General features: G+C 71.7%; 17 protein-coding genes. 14 read left to right on the top strand and 3 right to left on the bottom strand.

Features of this window, described 5'->3' with window-relative positions; genetic code table 11:
• The first annotated feature begins 182 nt into the window (after positions 1 to 182).
• From efp to BT98_RS0103565, 5 genes are all read left to right on the top strand, one after another.
• Positions 183 to 752: an elongation factor P gene (efp, locus tag BT98_RS0103545; RefSeq protein WP_019459533.1), complete on the top strand. Its 570-nt coding sequence runs from the start codon at positions 183 to 185 to the stop codon at positions 750 to 752.
• A 245-nt stretch (positions 753 to 997) separates the two neighbouring features.
• Entirely contained in the window at positions 998 to 1846 is an 849-nt protein-coding gene (locus tag BT98_RS0103550; protein ID WP_019459532.1) for an inositol monophosphatase family protein, read from the top strand.
• A gap of 312 nt (positions 1847 to 2158) precedes the next feature.
• On the top strand, positions 2159 to 2602 hold the full coding sequence (locus BT98_RS27110) for an OmpA family protein (RefSeq protein WP_027297151.1): 444 nt from the start codon (positions 2159 to 2161) through the stop codon (positions 2600 to 2602).
• Between the two features lie 8 nt (positions 2603 to 2610).
• The gene (locus BT98_RS0103560) at positions 2611 to 3738 is read left to right on the top strand and encodes a hypothetical protein (protein ID WP_019461538.1); all 1128 of its coding nucleotides are present in this window, start codon (positions 2611 to 2613) and stop codon (positions 3736 to 3738) included.
• Positions 3739 to 3767: 29 nt separating this feature from the next.
• Positions 3768 to 5168, top strand: a complete 1401-nt coding sequence (locus tag BT98_RS0103565) for a peptidoglycan -binding protein (RefSeq protein WP_019461539.1) — start codon at positions 3768 to 3770, stop codon at positions 5166 to 5168.
• A 113-nt stretch (positions 5169 to 5281) separates the two neighbouring features.
• On the opposite strand, the gene BT98_RS0103570 is transcribed toward BT98_RS0103565, so the two are convergent.
• The gene (locus BT98_RS0103570; RefSeq protein WP_019461540.1) at positions 5282 to 5614 is read right to left on the bottom strand and encodes a DUF1491 family protein; all 333 of its coding nucleotides are present in this window, start codon (positions 5612 to 5614) and stop codon (positions 5282 to 5284) included.
• A gap of 117 nt (positions 5615 to 5731) precedes the next feature.
• Here BT98_RS0103570 and BT98_RS0103575 point away from each other — a divergent pair, with 117 nt between their 5' ends.
• Positions 5732 to 5947 (top strand): hypothetical protein, encoded by a 216-nt coding sequence (locus tag BT98_RS0103575; RefSeq protein WP_037249763.1) that lies wholly within the window; start codon positions 5732 to 5734, stop codon positions 5945 to 5947.
• A 32-nt stretch (positions 5948 to 5979) separates the two neighbouring features.
• Positions 5980 to 6927 (top strand): hypothetical protein, encoded by a 948-nt coding sequence (locus tag BT98_RS23120; protein ID WP_019461542.1) that lies wholly within the window; start codon positions 5980 to 5982, stop codon positions 6925 to 6927.
• On the opposite strand, the gene BT98_RS0103585 is transcribed toward BT98_RS23120, so the two are convergent.
• Entirely contained in the window at positions 6909 to 7898 is a 990-nt protein-coding gene (locus tag BT98_RS0103585; protein ID WP_027297152.1) for a ketopantoate reductase family protein, read from the bottom strand. The genes BT98_RS23120 and BT98_RS0103585 overlap by 19 nt on opposite strands.
• A 32-nt stretch (positions 7899 to 7930) precedes the next feature.
• Positions 7931 to 9115 carry a M20 metallopeptidase family protein gene (locus BT98_RS0103590; RefSeq protein WP_019461545.1) on the bottom strand — a complete coding sequence of 395 codons (1185 nt, stop codon included), beginning with the start codon at positions 9113 to 9115 and terminating at the stop codon, positions 7931 to 7933.
• Positions 9116 to 9511: 396 nt separating this feature from the next.
• Between BT98_RS0103590 and BT98_RS0103595 the strand changes: the two genes are divergently transcribed.
• The 7 genes from BT98_RS0103595 to BT98_RS0103625 all read left to right on the top strand — a co-directional run bounded on the left by BT98_RS0103595 (position 9512) and on the right by BT98_RS0103625 (position 18629).
• A complete protein-coding gene (locus BT98_RS0103595) occupies positions 9512 to 10108 on the top strand; it encodes a tripartite tricarboxylate transporter TctB family protein (RefSeq protein ID WP_019461546.1) in 597 nt (198 codons plus the stop codon).
• Positions 10109 to 10121: 13 nt separating this feature from the next.
• Complete coding sequence (locus BT98_RS0103600; RefSeq protein ID WP_019461547.1) at positions 10122 to 11630, top strand: tripartite tricarboxylate transporter permease; 1509 nt, start codon at positions 10122 to 10124, stop codon at positions 11628 to 11630.
• 112 nt (positions 11631 to 11742) lie between these two features.
• Complete coding sequence (locus BT98_RS0103605) at positions 11743 to 13173, top strand: mannose-1-phosphate guanylyltransferase/mannose-6-phosphate isomerase (RefSeq protein WP_026033269.1); 1431 nt, start codon at positions 11743 to 11745, stop codon at positions 13171 to 13173.
• Positions 13174 to 13366: 193 nt separating this feature from the next.
• Positions 13367 to 14671, top strand: coding sequence for a class I SAM-dependent methyltransferase (locus BT98_RS25905; RefSeq protein ID WP_155985193.1), 1305 nt, complete (start codon positions 13367 to 13369; stop codon positions 14669 to 14671).
• 105 nt (positions 14672 to 14776) lie between these two features.
• Positions 14777 to 15658: a dimethylarginine dimethylaminohydrolase family protein gene (locus BT98_RS0103615; protein WP_019461550.1), complete on the top strand. Its 882-nt coding sequence runs from the start codon at positions 14777 to 14779 to the stop codon at positions 15656 to 15658.
• A 69-nt stretch (positions 15659 to 15727) separates the two neighbouring features.
• The gene (locus BT98_RS0103620; RefSeq protein WP_051004870.1) at positions 15728 to 17119 is read left to right on the top strand and encodes an FAD-binding oxidoreductase; all 1392 of its coding nucleotides are present in this window, start codon (positions 15728 to 15730) and stop codon (positions 17117 to 17119) included.
• Positions 17120 to 17297: 178 nt separating this feature from the next.
• Positions 17298 to 18629 carry an MFS transporter gene (locus BT98_RS0103625; protein WP_019461552.1) on the top strand — a complete coding sequence of 444 codons (1332 nt, stop codon included), beginning with the start codon at positions 17298 to 17300 and terminating at the stop codon, positions 18627 to 18629.
• Positions 18630 to 18855: the final 226 nt, after the last annotated feature.

The raw sequence follows: 18855 nt of genomic DNA on the forward strand, positions 1-18855 counted from the left end.
GCTTCCCGGCCCGTGGCGGGGCACCGCCGCCCCTACCCGCGTCCGCCGCGCCCCAGCCCCACGGCCCGCCCCATGCCGGTCCCGGTTGCCCGAAAGCGCCTACGGGGCTAAACGCCGCCCTTCAGCGCGGGCGCCCGCCGCCCGCCCGCTCCTTTTCAAAAGACCGAGGACGAGCCGCCCCCATGGCGAAGCAGCAGGCCAACCAGATGCGCCCTGGCCAGGTGATCGAGTTCGAGGGCCGCCGCTGGTCCGTGCTCAAGATCAACATCATGACCCCCGGCAAGGGCGCCGCCGTGATCCAGGTCGAGATGCGCGACGTGAAGAGCGGCACCAAGAAGGACCAGCGCTGGCGCACCCAGGACACGGTGGAGCGCCTGACCACCGAGGACAAGGAGTACACCTACTCCTACGCCGATGGTGAGAGCCTGATCCTCATGGACCCGGAGACCTTCGAGCAGCATAGCGTGCCCAAGGAGATCCTGGGCGACCGCCTGCCCTTCCTGGTCGAGAACATGGTCGTCAACGTCCGCCTGATCGAGGGCGACCCGGTCTCCATGGACCTGCCGGACACGGTGGTGCTGGAGGTGACCGAGGCCGATCCGGTGATCAAGAACCAGACCGCGACCTCCTCCTACAAGCCCGCCATGCTCTCCAACGGCGTGAAGACCCAGGTGCCCCCCTTCATCGCCACCGGCGAGAAGATCGTGGTCCGCACCGAGGACGCCTCCTACGTGGAGCGCGCCAAGGGCTGAGGCCCGCGCCGGGCCCCGCCGGCCCGGCCCCTCCCCGCCGCCGTGGCGGTGGTTCTTCCGAAGCCGGCGGCGCCCTTCCCCGGGCGCCCCGATCCGGGCAGGCTGCGGCCTGCCCTTTCCCGTCATTCCCCGCCCGGCGCGCTTCCGACCGGGCCGCGCCCCCCGGATCCCGCCAGCGGCCCCCGCCAGCGTCCCCGGGGGCAGCCGGCCGGCCCCACGCCCCGGGCGCAGCGAGGATCCACGCGATGCGCCCGAGCCCCCGACTCTCCCCCGCGCTTAATGTCGTCATCCAGGCCGCGCAGAAGGCCGGCAAGCGCCTGCTGCGCGACTTCGGCGAGGTCGAGAACCTCCAGGTCAGCGTGAAGGGACCCGGCGACTTCGTGTCCCAGGCCGACCTGCGCGCCGAGGAAAGCCTGCGCGCCGATCTTTCCAAGGCCCGCCCGGGCTTCGCCTTCCTGATGGAGGAAAGCGGCGAGAGCGGCGAGAAGGACTGGGAATGGCGCTGGGTGGTGGACCCGCTCGACGGCACCAGCAACTTCCTGCACGGCATCCCGCAGTGGTGCGTCTCCGTCGGCATCGAGAAGCGCACCGGCGAGAACAGCTCCGAACTCATGGCCGGCGTCATCTACAACCCGGCGATGGACGAGCTGTTCTGGGCCGAGAAGGGCATGGGCGCCTTCCTCAACGACCGCCGCCTGCGCGTGTCCGGCCGCCGCAACATGCAGGAGGCGCTCTTCGCCACCGGCATCCCCTTCGCCAGCGCGCCGAAGCGAGCCGAGTTCTCCGCCACCCTGGCCAAGCTGATGCCGCAGGTGGCCGGCGTGCGGCGATTCGGCGCCGCGGCGCTCGATCTCGCCTGGGTGGCGGCGGGCCGCTACGAGGGCTTCTGGGAGCTGGGGCTGAAGCCCTGGGACTGCGCCGCCGGGATCGTGCTGATCAAGGAGGCCGGCGGCTACGTCACCGATCCGGACGGCAACGACCCCTGGCCGCACGGCAACATCGTCGCCGGCAACCCGAACCTGCACGGCCCGCTGCGCGAGGCGGTGGCCGAGGGCATCGCCCGCGTCGCCACCAGCCGCGGCACGGCGGGCTGAGCGGCACGCCTCCCGGGGGCGGGCCGGGTTGCATCGCCGCGGCCGTTTCCGCCTCCCTTCCGCCGCCCGCGTGATGCGCCCCACCGGGCCCCGGGGCCCGGCAAAGCGCGACAGGGGGCTGTTCCGGCCCCCGCCGATCTGCTCTAGCCTGCGCGGCCGATGCCTCCGGTCCCAAAATTTCTCCGGCCCGCCCTGATCCTGGCGTGCCTGCTTGACGTCCTCCCCGGTCCGGGGTGGGCGCAATCCGACCTGCCCCTGCCGCCGCCCCCACCCCCGGCGCCGCCGCCGCCCGCCGTGCTGGCCCCAGGCCCCATGCCGCGCCCGCCCGCGCCGCCCGTCACCGCCGCCTATGCCGACATCCCGCTGGCCGACGGCATCGCCGTCCTGCCCGAGGGCGGCTGGCGCCTGCAGGGCGACATCACCCCGCCGCAACAGGCGGCGCTGCAAAGGCTCGCCAAGGCCATGGCGGAGCGCAGCCGGGGCCGCGTCACCGTGCTGGCCCGCGTTTCCGGCCCGGCGGACGACCTTTCCACCGCCCGCCGCGACAGCCTTTCCCGGGCGCAGGAGATCAAGCGCACCCTCGAATCCGGCGGCCTGCCCGGCACGCGCATCGACCTGCGCCCGCTCGGCCTGACCATCGAGGCGACCGACAGCATCGACCTGATCCCGCCCGCCCCGCTGCGCGGCGCCATGGCCCCCGCCGCCCCTTCACCCTCCCCCCCACCGGCGGCCGCGCCCGCCCCACGCAGAGGATGAACCATCCCATGACCCGCCCCACCCGCTACCTGCTGCGGATGGTGGTCTTCCTGGCCGTGGTGCTGGCCATCGCGGCCCTGCTCTCGGCGCAGCTCCTGGTGGCTTTCATGGCCAACCCGGTGCTGAACGGGGTGATCCTCGGCGTGCTGCTGCTGGGCATCGTCTGGACCTTCCGCCAGGTGCTCACCATCCGGCGCGAGGCCGACTGGCTGGAGGAGTTCCGCCGCCAAGGCCCCGGCCAGACGGCGCAGGCGCCGCCGAGCCTGCTCGCCCCCATGGCTTCCATGCTGGGCAGCCGGCGCGGCGAGGGCTTCTCCCTGTCCGGTCCGGCGATGCGCTCGGTGCTGGACGGCATCGCCGCGCGGCTCGACGAGAGCCGGGAACTCTCCCGCTACATGACCGGGCTGCTGATCTTCCTCGGCCTGCTCGGCACCTTCTGGGGCCTGATCCAGACCATCGGCGCGGTGGGCGAGGTGATCAACAGCATGTCGGTCGGCTCCGGCGACCTGAACACGCTGTTCAACCAGCTCAAGTCGGGCCTCGCCCAGCCGCTCGGCGGCATGTCGATCGCCTTCTCCTCCTCCATGCTGGGCCTCGGCGGCTCGCTGGTGCTGGGCTTCCTCGACCTGACCGCCGGGCAGGCACAGAACCGCTTCTACAACGAGCTGGAGGAATGGCTCGCCTCCGCCACCCGCCTCTCCTCCGGCGTGCTGGGCGCCGAGGGCGAGGGCGGCTCCGTCCCCGCCTATGTGCAGGCCCTGCTGGAACAGACCGCCGAGAACCTGGAAGGCCTCCAGCGCATCATGGCGCGCGGCGAGGAACGCTCCGCCCATGCCGGGCAGGCGCTGAACACGCTGACCGAGCGCCTGTCCGTGCTGACCGACCAGATGCGCGCCAGCCAGGTGCTGATGCAGCGCATGGCCGAGGGGCAGGCATCGCTGAACCCGGTCCTCCACCGGCTGGGCGAGGCGCAGGGGCATGGCGAGGCCTCCTACGCCCATCTGCGCAACATCGAGCTCTACCTCGCCCGCCTCGTCGAGGAGGTGAGCCAGGGCCGCGCGCAGTCCACCCAGGAGATCCGCAGCGAGATCAAGCTGCTCGCCCGCACCATCGCCGCCCTGGCGGAATCGCCCTGATGGCGGCCATGCAGGCAGGGCGCTGACCCATGGCGCGCGGCATCCGGCGTTCCCAGCGCGAGGGGCTCAACGCCTGGCCCGGCTATGTGGACGCCCTGTCCACCCTGCTGATGGTCATCATCTTCGTGCTGCTGGTTTTCGTGCTGGCGCAGGGCTTCCTGTCCGTCACGCTCAGCTCGCGCGACCGGGCGCTGGACCGGCTGAACCGGCAGGTGGCGGAACTGGCCGACCTGCTTTCCCTGGAACGCAGCCAGACAGACGAACTCCGCGCCAGCCTCGGCCGTGCCCAGGACGAGGCGCGCCGGGCCGCCGCCGCCCGCGACGCGGCCCAGGGCGAGCTGACCGGGCTGCGCACGGAACGCGACCAGCTCCATGACGAACGCGACACCCTGCGCGAGGCCCGCGACCAGCTCGCCGCCCGCCTTTCGGATGCCGAACTCGCCGCGCGCGGCACGGGCGAGCGTATCGCCTCGCTGGAATCGCGCCTGACCGAGGCGCTGGGCCGGGCCGAGGCGGTGGGCGGCCAGACCGCCGAGGCGGTGCGCCAGCGTGCCGAGGCCGCCCGCGCCCTGAGCGCCGCCCAGGCCGGGCGGCAGCAGGCGGAACAGTCGCTGGCCCAGGCCCAGGCCCAGTCCCAGGCACAGATCGCCTCGCTCCAGGCCGAGGCCGCGAAGCTCGCCGACCAGGTGCGCGCCCTGACCGCGCTGCGCGACCAGCTGGAGAAGCAGGCGCAGGAGGCCCAGGCGAAGCTCGGCGAGGAGCAGCGCGCCCATGGCGAGGCGGTGCGCCTGTCGGAAAGCGCCCAGGCCCAGGCCGCCCTGCTGGCCCGGCAGATCGACGATCTGAAGGCACAGCTCCAGCGCCTCGCCGCCGCGCTCGACGTGCAGCAGAAGTCCGGGCAGGAGAAGGACGCGCAGATCGCCGATCTCGGCAGCCGCCTGAACGCCGCCCTCGCCGCCAAGGTCGAGGAACTGCAGCGCTACCGCAGCGACTTCTTCGGCCGGCTGCGCCAGGTGCTGGGCGACCGCCCCGACATCCGCATCGTCGGCGACCGCTTCGTCTTCCAGTCCGAGGTGCTCTTCCCCGTGGGCAGCGCCGACCTGTCCGACAGCGGCAAGGCGCAGATCCGCCAGATCGCCGGGGTGCTCAAGGAGATCTCCGGCCGTATCCCGCCCGGCACGCCCTGGATCCTGCGCGTCGATGGCCATGCCGACCGCACGCCCTTCCGTGGCGGCGGACGCTTCGCCTCGAACTGGGAGCTCAGCGCCGCCCGTGCCATCGCCGTGGCGCAGTTGCTGATCAGCGAGGGCCTGCCCGCCAACCGGGTGGCAGCCGCCGCCTTTGGCGACAACCAGCCGATCGACCCGGGCGACAGCCCCGAGGCCCTGGCGCGGAACCGGCGCATCGAACTGCGGCTGACCGACCGCTGAGGCCGGCCAGCCCCCTGGTCCGGCAACCCGTTCCTTGGCGGCAAGGCGCTGCCTTTCCCCCGCCCCCGCCCGGGGCTGGCCACGCAGAGCAACGCCCCAGGCCGGGGGCCGGATCAGATGATCTTCGCCTCGAAGGGCGGCAGGAGGTCCGGAGCCTCGAATTCCAGCACCCAGAGGTCCGGGTCGCGTTTCACCTGCCGGGCGACATAGGCATCGGCCGCCTCCTGGTCCACCGCCACCGTGCCGGTGCCACGCATCCAGGCCTGCCGGCCCTCGGCGTCGCGCACCTGGGACAGCACGACCATGCCCTCCCGTCCGTGCAGGACGCAGAGGATGCCGCCGCTGTCGGGGTCCCCCTTGCGCAGCACCATGCCGGGGCGGCCGGCCTGGTCCCCGAGGCGAAGGGCCATCGAGGCCCAGATACCGGCTTTCACGCGCGCTTCCATGCTTCTGGAGGTGCCGTCGCCGCGCCTGCGGCGCAAGCCCCGCCGCAGCCTCTTGCCGACGCCGCGCCGCCGCGCGAAACACCCGCCGCCGACAGGGCATAGGGGATCAGGGAAAAGATGGCTGCACCGGAGCGCCGTTTGACGGAGGGCCAGCGCGCCTATGAGGCCAAGCGCGCGGCCAAGGCGGGCATGAGCCTGGAGAAGTGGCTCGCATCCCGCGAGCGGGAGCGCGAGACGGCGAAAGCCGCGGCGACCGAGGCGCCCAAGCCGCCGGGCAAGGCGCGCGCCTTCTTCAGCAAGCTGATGGAAAAGGCCAACAAGCCGATCGGCTGAAGCCCGGCACCGGCCCCGGCAAGGTGCGGGCGATGATCGCGGCCCATGCCGATTGGTCGGTGAACCCGGGCAAGCGCTGGTTCACCGGCGCCCGGCGCACGGGACCGGGTGGCTGGCTTGCCACCGCCCCGCGCCCGGTCGGCGAGCCCGCTGCCTGGGCCGCCGCCCTGCTGGCGGAGGGGCCCACCGTGGCGCTGGGGCTCGACCTGCCGCTCGGCCTGCCGCGCGCCTATGCCCGGGCGCGCCCCGAACCGGACTTCCCCGCCTTCCTGCGCGGCCTCGCGCGGCAGCCCGGCTTCTGGCGCGTCGCGGAGACGGTGGCCGAGGTCTCGGCCGGCAGTCCCTTCTACCCGGCGCGCGGGATGCGCGGCATGACCCGGCTGGAACATGCCCTGGCGCTGGGCATGGCGGATGCGTCGGGCCTGTGCCGGCTCTGCGACCTCGCCACCGCGGAACGCCCCGCCGGGGCGCCGCTCTTCTGGACGCTGGGGGCGAACCAGACCGGCAAGGCGGCGATCTCCGCCTGGAGGGACTGGCTGGTCCCGGCCCTTTCCGCCGGCGCCCCCTACCGCCTCTGGCCCTTCGAGGGCGGGCTGCACGGCCTGCTGGCGCCGGGCCGGGCCGTGCTGGCCGAGGTCTATCCGGCCGAATGCCTGCGCCATCTCGGCCTGCGCCTGTCCGGCAGCAAGCGCGACCGCACCGTGCGCCTCCGGGTGCTGCCGGAACTGCGGGAGGCCATGGCCCGGCTGGGCGTCCGGCCTGACGCGCCTCTGGCGGAGGCCATGGCGGATGGCTTCGGCGCCGATGCCGCCGGGGAGGACCGCTTCGACAGCCTGCTCGGCCTGCTCGGCCTCATCGGGGTGCTGGACGGCATCCGGCCGGATTTCGTGCCGGACGATCCCTGGGTGCGGCACTGGGAAGGCTGGGTGCTGGGCCAGACCAGCCTGCCCGCCGCGCCGCCCTATCCCGCTGGCGTGTAGAGGCCAGCACCCTCGGCGACACTCCTTGCCAGCGCCACGACGAGGTCGAGGGTCGGCGTCGCCACCCCGGCCATGCGGGCGATGCGCAGCGGTGCCAGCAGGATCGACTCCACCTCCATCTGCCGGCCGAGCTCCAGGTCCTGCAGGATCGACGGCTTGTGCGCGCTGCGCCCGACACCGGCGAGTTGCTGTACCGGATCGGTGTCGAGCGTGATGCCGAGCGCGGCGGCGATGGTCTGCGCCTCGCGGATCATCCGCTCCGCGGCCGCGGCAATCGCGGGGTCGGCATAGGTCTCGCGCAGGTTCCGCCGCGTCAGGATGCAGAGCGGCCCATAGGAGATGTTGCCCATCAGCTTGGCCCAGACCTCCTTGCGGATCTCCGTGGTCACCGGCACCTCGGTGAGCCCGCCGGCCCGTAGCAGCCCGGCCAGCGCCTCGATGCGCGGCGTCACCCGCCCGTCCGGCTCGCCCAGGATCAGGCGGCTGCCCTTGCCCTCCACCGAGATCATGCCGGGCTCGACCACGGTGCAGGAGGAATAGACCACCCCGCCGATCGTGCGCCCGATGCCGATGGCGCCGTGCAGCACCCCGCCCGGATCGAGCTCCGGCATGTGCTGCCCCTTCAGCACCCCGCCGGCCCCGTCGAGATACCACCAGGGAATGCCGTTCAGCGCGAAGACGACGGCGGTCTCCGGCCCCAGCAGAGGCCCGATCGCCCGGGCCACCTGTGGCAGGGCGGGCGACTTGGTGGTGACGACCACCACGTCCTGCGGCCCGAACTCCGCCGGGTCCTCCGACGCGGCGAGGCGTGCGTGGTGCTCGCCGTCATAGGCCCGCACCGTCAGGCCGCGTGCACGGATGGCGGCGAGCTGCGTGCCCCGCGCGACCACGGACACTTCCGCCCCGCCTTTCGCCAGGCGCATCGCCAGATGGCCGCCGATCGCCCCGGCGCCGAAAACGCAGACTTTCATGCCGATCTCGTCCCCTGTCGGACCCGTCACGCTCAGGACAGCAATTCGAGTGCCGCGCGGGACAGCGCCTGCACGCCCAGCGCGATGCAGCGCTCGTCGGGCTGGTAGAAGGCATTGTGCAGCCGGTCGTCCCGCCCCGGCGCGCCGGAGCCGATCAGCATCTGGAAGGCGGGCATCCGCTCGGAGAAGGCGGAGAAATCCTCCGACCCCATGCTCGGCTCCCCCGCCTCCGGCTCGACGCCGAGCTGCGCCCGGATCGCCGCCACCGAGGGGTCGAGCACCCGGTCGTCATTCACCAGCGGCGGCACGCGGCGGGCATAGTTCAGCTCGCAGGTCACGCGCATCCCCAGCTCCAGCCCGGCGACCAGGCGGCGGATGGCGGCCTCGGCGGTGTCGCGCGCCTCCGGGTGCAGCGTCCGAACCGTGCCCTTCAGCGCCACGCGCTCGGGGATGATGTTGTAGGTCGTGCCGCCCTGGAACATGCCCACCGTCACCACGGCGGGGTGCAGCGGCCGCACCTCGCGGCTCACCACCGTCTGCACCTGCGACACGAACTGCGCCGCCGCCACGATCGGGTCCACCGCCGCGTAAGGGTGCGCCGCATGGCCCGACTTCCCCCGGATGGTGAGGTCGAACAGGTCCGAGGCCGCCAGTCCCGTCCCCCGCACATAGCCGAAGCTGCCGACCGGCCTGTCCGGCACGTTGTGGAAGCCGAGCGCCATGTCCACGCCCTCCGCCGCCCCGTCGGCGATCATGGCGGCGGCGCCCTCCAGGATCTCCTCCGCCGGCTGGAAGACCAGCGCGACGCGACCCGCCAGCATCGGGGCGATCTCCCGCAGCACCTCCGCCACGCCGAGCAGCGTCACCGTGTGGATGTCATGGCCGCAGGCATGCATCTTGCCCGGCACGGTGCTGGCGAAACCCTGTCCCGTCTCCTCGTGGATCGGCAGCGCGTCCATGTCGGCGCGGATCGCCAGGGTCGGCCCCGGCCGGCCGCCCTCGATCACCCCCAGCACACCGGTCCGCCCCACCCCGGTCCGGTGCGCGATGCCCAGCCGCGCCAGCTCCGCCGCCACGATCCCGGCGGTGCGCACCTCCTCGAAGCCCAGCTCCGGATGCGCATGGATGTCGCGGCGCAGGCCGATCAGCCGCGCCTCGGCGGCCTCGGCGATGCCGGCGATTCGGCCGGTGGGGTCATTGGGGCGTGGTTCCGTCACGGGGGGCCTCCGGAGGGCGCGGGACGCGTGCCCTGGCGGGTGGAAATCGCCCGGAGGGTCGCGCGGGATGGGAAAGTGGAGGGGCAGCCGCCCCCTGCTGCAGAGCAGCATGAAAAAAGGTGGGGCATCCCACAAGGGCGATCCCTTGCGACGGTGTGTTTCCCCGCATTACGCTTGGTCAACTTCAAAGTCATGGGAGGATAATGGGATGCCGCTCGCCCAGGGCGCCACCGGCCAGCGCGCCGGGTGCCGGATGCCAGGATATCCGGCGCGGCCGGCCCGCCACCCCCGCCCCATGCCTTTGCTGGACACTGCCTCTCCCCCATCCGGGGTGGCTGAGGATGAGGCCATGCCCGGCCCGAACCGGCCGCGTAGCGCGATTCGGAGACAAGACGCGTGAAGATCAACACGAAGGACCTGATCTCGGGGGGGCTGCTGGTACTGCTGGCCCTGGTCGGGCTCTGGCTTAACACGGACCATACGCTGGGCGATGCCCGGCGGATGGGGCCGGGCTACATGCCCATGCTGGTATTCGTACTGCTGCTGATCCTGGGGGCGCTGGTTGTGCTGGTGAGCCTGCGCAGCGGCCCCGACGCGCTGGAGCGCTGGACGAACACGGACCTGACCACGGTGCTGCTCGGCACCGCGGCGGGGCTGGTGGTCTGGCAGGTGCTGGAGCGCATGGGAGTGGGCGAGGGCAACTGGCGCCAGGTCGGCTTTGCCTTCGTGGTCGGGCTGGGCATCATGGCGGCCTCGCCGGGCTGGCGGCCGCTGGCGCTGGTCAGCGTCTGCATGGCGATCTTCGCCCTGGCACTGGAGCCGCTCGGGCTGGTGGTGGCCTTGGTGCTGAGCCTGACCGTCAGCGTCTTCGCCGACAGCAGCCACACGGCCCGGGGCGTGCTGGGCATGCTCGTGGCGCTGGTCGTGATGGCCTGGGTCATCTTCATCTGGCAGCTCGACATCCGGGTGCCGGTCTGGCCGACGGCCTTCTGAGAGCGGACGCACCATGGACCTCTTCGCGAACCTCGCGCACGGCTTCGGCGTCGCGCTCTCCCTCGACAACCTCCTCTTCGCGCTGCTCGGCGCCCTGATCGGCACCGCCATCGGCGTGCTGCCGGGCATCGGCCCGGTGGCCACCATCTCCCTGCTGCTGCCCATCACCTTCGGCCAGCCCGCCACCACCGCCATCATCATGCTCGCCGGCATCTACTACGGCGCGCAGTATGGCGGCTCGACCACCGCCATCCTGCTGAACCTGCCGGGCGAGGTCTCCTCGGTGGTGACCACGCTCGAAGGCTACAAGATGGCCCGCAACGGGCGGGCGGGGGCGGCGCTGACCATCGCCGCGCTGGGCTCCTTCTTCGCCGGCACGGTGGCGACCCTGGTGGTGGCAGCCTCCGGCCCGCTGCTGACCCAGGTGGCGCTCTCCTTCGGCCCGGCGGACTACTTCTCGCTGATGCTGCTCGGCCTGATCATCTCGGCCGTGCTGGCCCAGGGCTCGGTGCTCAAGTCCATCTCCATGGTGGTGCTGGGCGTGGCCCTCGGCCTGGTCGGCACCGACGTGCAGACCGGCCAGCAGCGCTTCACCTTCGGCATCCCCGAGCTTTCCGACGGCCTGGGCTTCGCCTCCATCGCCATGGGCATGTTCGGCATCTCCGAGATCATCCTGAACCTGGAGCGCCCCGAGGCGCGCGAGGTGCTCAAGACCAAGATCGGCAGCCTCTGGCTGACCAGGGAGGAGTTCCGCCGCGCCACCCCCTCGGTGCTGCGCGGCACGGTGCTGGGCTCGGTGCTGGGCATCCTGCCCGGCGGCGGCGCGGCGCTGTCGGCCTTCGGCTCCTACATGCTGGAGCGCAAGGTCTCCAAGTACCGCCACGAGTTCGGTAATGGCGCCATCGAGGGCGTGGCCGGCCCCGAGAGCGCCAACAACGCCGCCGCCCAGACCTCCTTCATCCCCTTGCTCACGCTGGGCATCCCGGCCAATGCCGTGATGGCGCTGATGGTGGGTGCCCTGATCATCCAGGGCATCCAGCCCGGCCCGCGCATGGTCGAGGCCCAGCCCGACCTGTTCTGGGGCCTGATCTGCTCCATGTGGATCGGCAACCTGATGCTGCTGGTCATCAACCTGCCGCTGATCGGCATGTGGGTGAAGCTGCTCAGCGTGCCCTACAAGTACATGTACCCCGCCATCCTCATGTTCTGCATGATCGGCGTGTACTCGCTCAACAACAGCGTCTTCGACGTCTACCAGACGCTGGCCTTCGGCATCCTGGGCTATGTCTTCACCAAGCTGAACCTCTCGGCCGCCCCGCTGCTGATCGGTTTCGTGCTCGGCCCGATGATGGAGGAGCACCTGCGCCGCGCCATGCTGCTTTCGCGCGGCGACGCCTATGTCTTCATCGACTTCGCCAACCGCCCCATCAGCGCCTGCCTGCTGGTGATCTGCGCCCTGGTCCTCGGCTCGATGATGCTTCCCGCGCTGCGTCGCAAGAAGGATGAGGCCATCGCGGAATGATCTTGTAAAAGTAACAAGTTTCTAAATTAGAAGCGGGCCTATGGCCCGCTTCCCTTTTAGGCAGCGCTCCGCTAGGTCGTGAGGCTACCGAGTGTAAGGACCCGCGCGATCGATGACAGCTGCCGCTGCGTCTCTCATTCCCGTCGTCCTCTGCGGAGGGACCGGCACCCGGCTCTGGCCCCTGTCGCGCGAGGGTTATCCGAAGCAGTTCTGGCCCTTGGTCGGCGAGAAGACCATGCTCCAGGCCACGGCGAGCCGTGCCCAGGGCCCTGGCTTCGCGCCGCCCGTCCTGGTGGCCTCGGAACCGCACCGCTTCCTGGTGGCCGAGCAGCTGCGCGAGGACGGCATCGAGGGCGCGCGCATCGTCCTGGAGCCGGAGGGCCGTAACTCCGCCCCCGCCATCGCCGCCGCTGCCCTGATCGCCGCCGAGCAGGACCCGCGCGCCATCCTCTGGATCATGGCCGCCGACGCCGTGATCCAGGACAAGGACGCCCTGCTGGAAGCGGTGAAGCTGGCCGCCGCGGCCGCCGAGGCAGGCTCCATCGTGGCCTTTGGCATGAAGCCGACGGCGCCCGAGACCGGCTACGGCTACATCGAATCCGGCGACCCGCTGCCAGGGGCAGAGGGGCTCTTCAAGATCAAGAGCTTCGTCGAGAAGCCGGACGCCGCCACCGCCCGCCACTTCCTGGAGGGCGGCCGCCATCTCTGGAATTCCGGCATGTTCGTGGCCTCCGCCGCGACCTGGCTGGCGGAGCTGGAGCGCCTGGCGCCCGAGCTGATGGAGGCCGTGCGCGCCTCGGTGGAGGGTGCCAAGCGCGACCTCGACTTCGTGCGCCTCGACGCCAAGGCCTTCTGCAAGGCGCCCTCCATCTCCATCGACTACGCGGTGATGGAGAAGACCCCGCATGCCGTGGTCGTGCCCGCATCGCTCGGCTGGTCCGATGTCGGCTCCTGGGATGCCCTCTGGGCCGTCTCGCCCAAGGACGAGAAGGACAACGCCACCCACGGTCCCGTCCATCTGGTGGAGGCCGAGGGCTGCCTCGTCCGTTCCGAGGGCATGCTGACCGGCGTGGTCGGCCTCAAGGACGCGGTGATCGTCGTCACCGAGGACGCCGTGCTCGCCATGTCCCGCGACAGGGCGCAGGACGTGAAGAAGCTGGTGGAGAAGCTCAGGGCCGCCGGGATCAAGGAGGCGACCGAGCACCGCCGCGCCTATCGCCCCTGGGGTCACTACGAGGGCCTGATCCTCGGCAACCGCTTCCAGGTGAAGAAGATCCAGGTCCGCCCGGGCCAGAAGCTCAGCCTGCAGAAGCACCACCACCGCGCCGAGCACTGGGTCGTGGTGAACGGCACCGCCATCGTGGAGCGGGATTCCGAGCGCCTGCTCGTCCGCGAGAACGAGAGCGTCTATCTGCCGCTGGGCTGCGTCCACCGCATGGAGAACCCGGGCATGATCCCGCTGACCCTGATCGAGGTGCAGTCGGGCTCCTATCTCGGCGAGGATGACATCGTCCGCTACGAGGACAATTACGGCCGGGCCTGAGCCCCGGCCCGGCGGGCCCCTCCCCCGCCACCCTCTTCGGCATCCGCTTCGAAGCGCCCTGGGCCAGTCGTCCGGGGCGCTTTCCTTTTGCGCGCCTTTCCGCCAGCCCCGGCACGAAATAGGTCATTCCCCGCGGTCCGTTCCACCGGCAGGATGATGGAACCAGCCTTCAGGTGGCTCGGGGGGAATGGACTTGATTCGAGATATCCTGCGGCCTGCGACACGCGCCGTGCGCTCCATCATCGGCACCAATGGCCTGTCGGACCGCCTCGCGGTGCTGGAGGGTGCCCTGCTCACGCAGTCCCGCCCGAACGGCGCCTTCTCCGCGGCGCCTTCGGCCGGGACCGCGCCGCTTCCCGCCCCTTCCCCCGCCCCGCCGGCGGAACGCCCCGCCCCGTTGAACGTGAACCTCCTCCTGCACCAGTCGCGCGGCGCCTTCCTCCGCGCCATGCCGCCCGGTGCCCAGCGCCTTCTCAGCGCGGGCTGCGCCGGCCTCTGGTACTTCGAGTGGATCGAGCAGACCTATGGCCGCGTGCCCGAGCATCTCGGCATCGAGTACTATTCGCCCCGGCCGGAGGGGTTGCCGGACAATGTCACCTGGATCGCCAACACCGCCTCCGACATGTCCGACGTGCCGGATGCGAGTTGCGACCTCGTCTTCTCGGGCCAGAACCTGGAACACCTTTGGCCGGAGGAGGTCGCGGGCTTCGTGCTGGAAGCGGCCAGGGTGCTGAAGCCGGGCGGCCACCTCGTGATGGACAGCCCGAACCGTCACGTGACCAGGCTGCTGAACTGGAGTCATTCGGAGCACACCATCGAGCTGACCGAAACCGAGGCGCAGGAACTCGCCCGGCTCGCCGGCTTCGACGTGACGGTGACACGCGGGATCTGGCTCTGCCGCGATTCGCGTAGCGGGGAAGTCCTTCCCTTCGACCCCAACGCCCCCCATCCCGGCTGGTCCGTGCCCGAGCGCCTGATCGCCGCGCATGACCGGCCAGAGGATTCCTTCATCTGGTGGGTCGAGGCGGTCCGCAGCGACCGGGCGCCCGATGCGCCGGCGGTCCGGGCCCTGATGTCGGATCTTTTCCGACAGCACTGGCCGGAACGTGTGCAGCGCCTCCTGGCGGCGCCGGGCCATGCCGTCGAGGCCGATGCGGAAGGCGAATGGGTGACCGCCGCGCCGGGCAGCCAGGGCGCCGTGCTCTACGGTCCCTACATGCCCCTGCGTGCCGGGCGCTACAGGGTTTCCTGGCGGCTGCGCCTGCCGCAACAGGCCGACGGCGTGATCGCCGTCTGCGAGGTGGTGGCCCGGGAGACGGAGGCACCCCTGGCCCGCTGCGAGATCCGCGCCGGCGACGAGGCCCCCTCGCTCGACTTCGTGCTGGGCGAGATGACCTTCGGCCTGGAATTCCGCTGCCTGGCCACGGGCGGCGCGGGCTTCGCCGCGCAGCGCGGCGTGGAGCTGCAGGAATGGCCGGACAGCCCCGCGGCATCCTGACGCCCCGGGTCCGGGCATCCGTGCTCCCGGCAGCAGCGCCCCTGGCAATCATGGCACGCGGCTGCTCGCTTCCGGCCTGGGCTCCGCCCCTCTAGGCTGTTCCGCATGTCCGCCCTCCCCCATCCCGGCGCGCCCTGGCGCGTCAGCAACGAGACCGGCCGCCTGAACGACGTGCTGGTCTGCCCGCCAGACCACTACCGCTGGATGCCGCTGAACAGCATCGTCCGCCGCACGCTGAGCGAGACGCGGCAGCGCCCGGCGGCCGATCACCTGCGGCAGCAGCATGCCGAGCTCTGCCATGCCCTGGCGCAGGGCGGCGCGCGGGTGCACCGGCTGGTGCCGGAGCCGCACCTCCCCTACATGGTCTATACCCGCGACAGCGTGGTCGTGACCCATGCCGGCCCGGTGCTCTGCCAGCTCGAACGCCCGCAGCGCCGGGGCGAGTACGCGCCGCTGACCGACTTCCACGCCGCCCATGGCTCCACCTTCTGGCGCAAGTCCAGCGCCGGCACGCTGGAGGGCGGCGACATCCACATCATCCGCCCCGGCCTCGCCTGCATCGGCGCCAGCGGCGGCCGCACCGACGAGGCGGGGGCGGAGCAGCTCGCGGAATGGCTCCGCGCCGAGGGCTGGGAGGTGCGGGTCGAGCTCTTCGACGAGCATTTCCTGCATCTCGACGTGATCTTCTGCATGGCCGCCCCCGGCCTCGCCGTCGCCTGCCTCGACGTGCTGGACCCAGGCTTCGTGGACTGGCTGGCGGGGCACGGCATCCGCTGCATTCCCGTTCCCTACCGGGATGCCATGGCGCTCGGCTGCAACATCCTCGCCCTGGGCGACGGCCAGGTGGTCTCGGCCCGGGCCAGCACCGCGCTCAACGCTGCCCTGCGGGCGGAGGGGCTGACGGTGCTCGATCCGGAGATCACACTCTTCACCCTCGGCGGCGGCGGCCCTCACTGCCTGACCTGTCCCTTGTCACGCGAAGCGTGACGCCCTGATCACCTGTCACGCGGAGCGTGACGTTCTGTCGCCTGTCGCGCGAAGCGGAGTGAAACGTCCATGAACATCCCGTCGAGGCCCGTGGAGCAGGTGATCGCCGAGGCCCGGGAATTCCTGGGCGACCGGCTTTCCACCAACCAGGCGGTGCGGGAGCAGCACGGCCGGGGCGAGGACACCACCACCCCCACCCTGCCCGACGCCGTCGCCTATCCCCTGACCACCGAGGAGGTCTCGCGCCTCCTCGCCCTCTGCCATCGGCACGAGGTCCCGGTCACCGCCTTCGGCGCCGGCACCTCGCTGGAGGGCCATGCCAATCCCGTCCGCGCCGGCATCAGCCTCGACCTGTCGCGCATGGACCGCATCCTGGAGGTGAGCCAGGAGGACATGGACTGCCTGATCGAGCCGGGCGTCACCCGCCACCAGCTCAACGACCACCTGCGCGACCAGGGCCTGTTCTTCCCGGTCGATCCTGGCAGCCACTGCACCATCGGCGGCATGTGCGCGACCCGCGCCTCCGGCACCAACGCGGTGCGCTACGGCACGATCCGCGAGAACGTCATGGGGCTGGAGCTCGTCCTCGCCGATGGCCGCGTCATCAACACCGGCTCCCGCACCCGCAAGGCGGCCAACGGCTACGACCTGACCCGCCTCCTGATCGGCTCCGAGGGCACGCTCGGCATCATCACGAAGATCCGCCTGCGCCTGCACGGCATCCCCGAGGCCACCTCGGCGGCGGTCTGCCAGTTCGGGACGCTGCGCGGCGCGGTGGAATGCGTCATCGCCACCATGCAGGCCGGCATCCCCGTCGCCCGCATCGAGCTGGCGGACGAGATCCAGATGGATGCCTGCATCCGCTACTCGAAGCTGGAAGGCTACCAGGCCCTGCCCACCCTCTTCCTGGAATTCCATGGCTCCCCCGCCGGGGTGCGGGAACAGGCGGAGACGGTGCAGGAGCTGGCCGACAGCTTCGGCGGCAGCGGCTTCGCCTGGGCCACGGATGCGGAAACGCGCAACCGGCTCTGGAAGGCCCGGCACGACGCCTACTGGGCCTGCGTGGCCCTCAGGCCGGGCTGCCGCGGCATGGCCACCGATGTCTGCGTGCCCATCTCCCGTCTCGCCGAGGCCATCGTCGGCGCGAAGGAGGACATCCTGGCCTCCGGCATGACCGCCCCCATCGTCGGCCATGTCGGCGACGGCAACTTCCACACGACGATCCTGGTGGACCAGGACGACCCCACGGCGCAGGACCGGGCCTGGGAGCTGGACAAGAAGATCGTCGCCCGCGGCCTTTCCCTCGGCGGCACCTGCTCCGGAGAGCATGGCGTGGGCCTGGGCAAGCGCGAGTTCCTGGAGGCCGAGCACGGCCCCGAGGCCCTGGCGGTGATGCGTTCGGTCAAGACGGCGCTGGACCCCAGGGGCATCCTGAACCCGGGCAAGATCTTCCGGAACTGAGGCCCCTTCCCTCCGCGGAGTGCCAGGACGCGCCGGGGAGGCTTCGCGACAGGACCAGAACGGACCGGCAGCCCCTTGCCGCGGGCGCCGGTCCCGCCCGGCGCGATCCACGGCGCGCCGGAGGGCCCGAGGGGCGGCACAAGCCCCCGGGCCGATCACGGGAAGGAAGACGCTCGCCATGTCACGGCTCCAGCCGCAGCCTCGGGGAATCTCCCAGGCCGCCCCGCAGACCGGCGGGGACCACACCGCCCGGCCCGCCGCCCCTGCCGAGGCCAGCGCCGGCTTTGTGCTGCCGGTCCTGGCCCTGGCGCTCGGCCACATGCTGTCCAACGGGCTGCGCACCCTGCCGGCCATCGCCGCCGACCGCATCCAGCTCGATCTCGGCCTGACGGCGGAGGGCCTGTCCAGCCTGACCGGCTCCTATCACATCGCCTTCGCCCTGGGTCAGATCCCCGTCGGCGTGGCGCTGGACCGCTTCGGCGTGCGGCCGGTCTCGCTGGCGCTGCTCACCATCGTCTGCATCGGCACGCTGCTCGCCGCCCTGGCGGGCGGCCCGGCCGGGTTCCTTGTCGCCCAGCTCGTCCTCGGCCTTGGCTGCGCCGGGGCGCTGATCGCCCCGATGACCCTGGCCGCCAAGCGCATGAGCCCGGCCCGCTTCGGCCTCTGGAGCGGGCTGATCCAGGCCATCGGCAACACGGGCATGCTGCTCTCCGCCTCTCCCCTCGCCTGGCTGGTGGAACGGGAGGGCTGGCGTGCCGGCTTCTGGGCGGCGCTGGGCTTCGGTGTCTTCGCCCTGGCCTGCACCGCCCTGCTGGTGCGGGACCGGCCGGTGCCCGGCAGCGAAAGCCGCCGCTCCCTGCTGGGCGACGCGGCCGAGGTGCTGCGCCTCGTCGTCTCGCGCCGCCTGCGCGGGGCGGTGGTGCTGGCCTTCTGCTCCTTCGCCATCGTGGCCTGCCTGCGCGGCCTCTGGGGCGGTCCCTGGCTGATGCTGGAAAAGGGCCTGGACCGGCTGGAGACGGGCCATGTCCTGTTGCTGGCGACCCTGGCCCTCATCCTCGGCACCGTCGGCTGGGGGGTGGTGGACCGCCGGCACGAAGGCTGGCGCCGGCGGTTGCTGATCGGCGGGCACCTCGCCGCCGCCGCCGCCATCGGGCTGCTGGTCGCCGGAGGGCCGGACGGGCTGCTCGGACCCCTGCCGGTGGGCTGGGACCTCGCCATGCTCACCCTCTTCGGCCTGAGCATCGGAGTGCAGCCGCTGATCTTCGCCGCCACCCGAGCCCTCGTGCCGCCGGAACAGACCGGCAAGGCGCTGTCCGCGGTGAACCTGTCCTTCTTCCTCGGCGCCGCCGTGCTGCAGCCCGGCTCCGGCGTGGTAGCCAGCCGAGCGGGCACGGGCGCGGCGCTGCTCTTCCTGGCGCTGGTGGTGCTGCTCTGCACACTGGTCTTCGCCTGGCTGGGGCGGCCCCGCGCGGGTTCCGTGGGGAAGGCGGCCGCCCCACGGGATCGTTAACAGCCGGCGCGTGATAGGGGATTGCCGCGCCGCGGCCTGGATGGCGAGTTGCCATCCCCAGCCTGTGCGGAGGGCGTCGTCGTGCGAGGTTTCCCCGATCCGGTTCCGCTCCGGCCCAGGCCCCGGCTGGAAAGGGTCCCGGAGAAAGCCGCGGTGAAGCCGGCCATGAAACATACGGCCGCACAATCATTCACGAATGTAAGTCTTGACCAGCGGCCCTCGCCGG

This window comes from Roseomonas mucosa ATCC BAA-692, from assembly GCF_000622225.1.
Classification (GTDB): domain Bacteria; phylum Pseudomonadota; class Alphaproteobacteria; order Acetobacterales; family Acetobacteraceae; genus Roseomonas; species Roseomonas mucosa.

Bases quoted from the DNA above. Each gene is read 5' to 3' on its own strand.
- efp (WP_019459533.1), top strand. From the start codon at position 183: ATGGCGAAGCAGCAGGCCAACCAGATGCGCCCTGGCCAGGTGATCGAG.
- BT98_RS0103550 (WP_019459532.1), top strand. From the start codon at position 998: ATGCGCCCGAGCCCCCGACTCTCCCCCGCGCTTAATGTCGTCATCCAG.
- BT98_RS27110 (WP_027297151.1), top strand. From the start codon at position 2,159: ATGCCGCGCCCGCCCGCGCCGCCCGTCACCGCCGCCTATGCCGACATC.
- BT98_RS0103560 (WP_019461538.1), top strand. From the start codon at position 2,611: ATGACCCGCCCCACCCGCTACCTGCTGCGGATGGTGGTCTTCCTGGCC.
- BT98_RS0103565 (WP_019461539.1), top strand. From the start codon at position 3,768: ATGGCGCGCGGCATCCGGCGTTCCCAGCGCGAGGGGCTCAACGCCTGG.
- BT98_RS0103570 (WP_019461540.1), bottom strand. From the start codon at position 5,614: ATGGAAGCGCGCGTGAAAGCCGGTATCTGGGCCTCGATGGCCCTTCGC.
- BT98_RS0103575 (WP_037249763.1), top strand. From the start codon at position 5,732: ATGGCTGCACCGGAGCGCCGTTTGACGGAGGGCCAGCGCGCCTATGAG.
- BT98_RS23120 (WP_019461542.1), top strand. From the start codon at position 5,980: ATGATCGCGGCCCATGCCGATTGGTCGGTGAACCCGGGCAAGCGCTGG.
- BT98_RS0103585 (WP_027297152.1), bottom strand. From the start codon at position 7,898: ATGAAAGTCTGCGTTTTCGGCGCCGGGGCGATCGGCGGCCATCTGGCG.
- BT98_RS0103600 (WP_019461547.1), top strand. From the start codon at position 10,122: ATGGACCTCTTCGCGAACCTCGCGCACGGCTTCGGCGTCGCGCTCTCC.
- BT98_RS0103605 (WP_026033269.1), top strand. From the start codon at position 11,743: ATGACAGCTGCCGCTGCGTCTCTCATTCCCGTCGTCCTCTGCGGAGGG.
- BT98_RS0103615 (WP_019461550.1), top strand. From the start codon at position 14,777: ATGTCCGCCCTCCCCCATCCCGGCGCGCCCTGGCGCGTCAGCAACGAG.
- BT98_RS0103620 (WP_051004870.1), top strand. From the start codon at position 15,728: ATGAACATCCCGTCGAGGCCCGTGGAGCAGGTGATCGCCGAGGCCCGG.
- BT98_RS0103625 (WP_019461552.1), top strand. From the start codon at position 17,298: ATGTCACGGCTCCAGCCGCAGCCTCGGGGAATCTCCCAGGCCGCCCCG.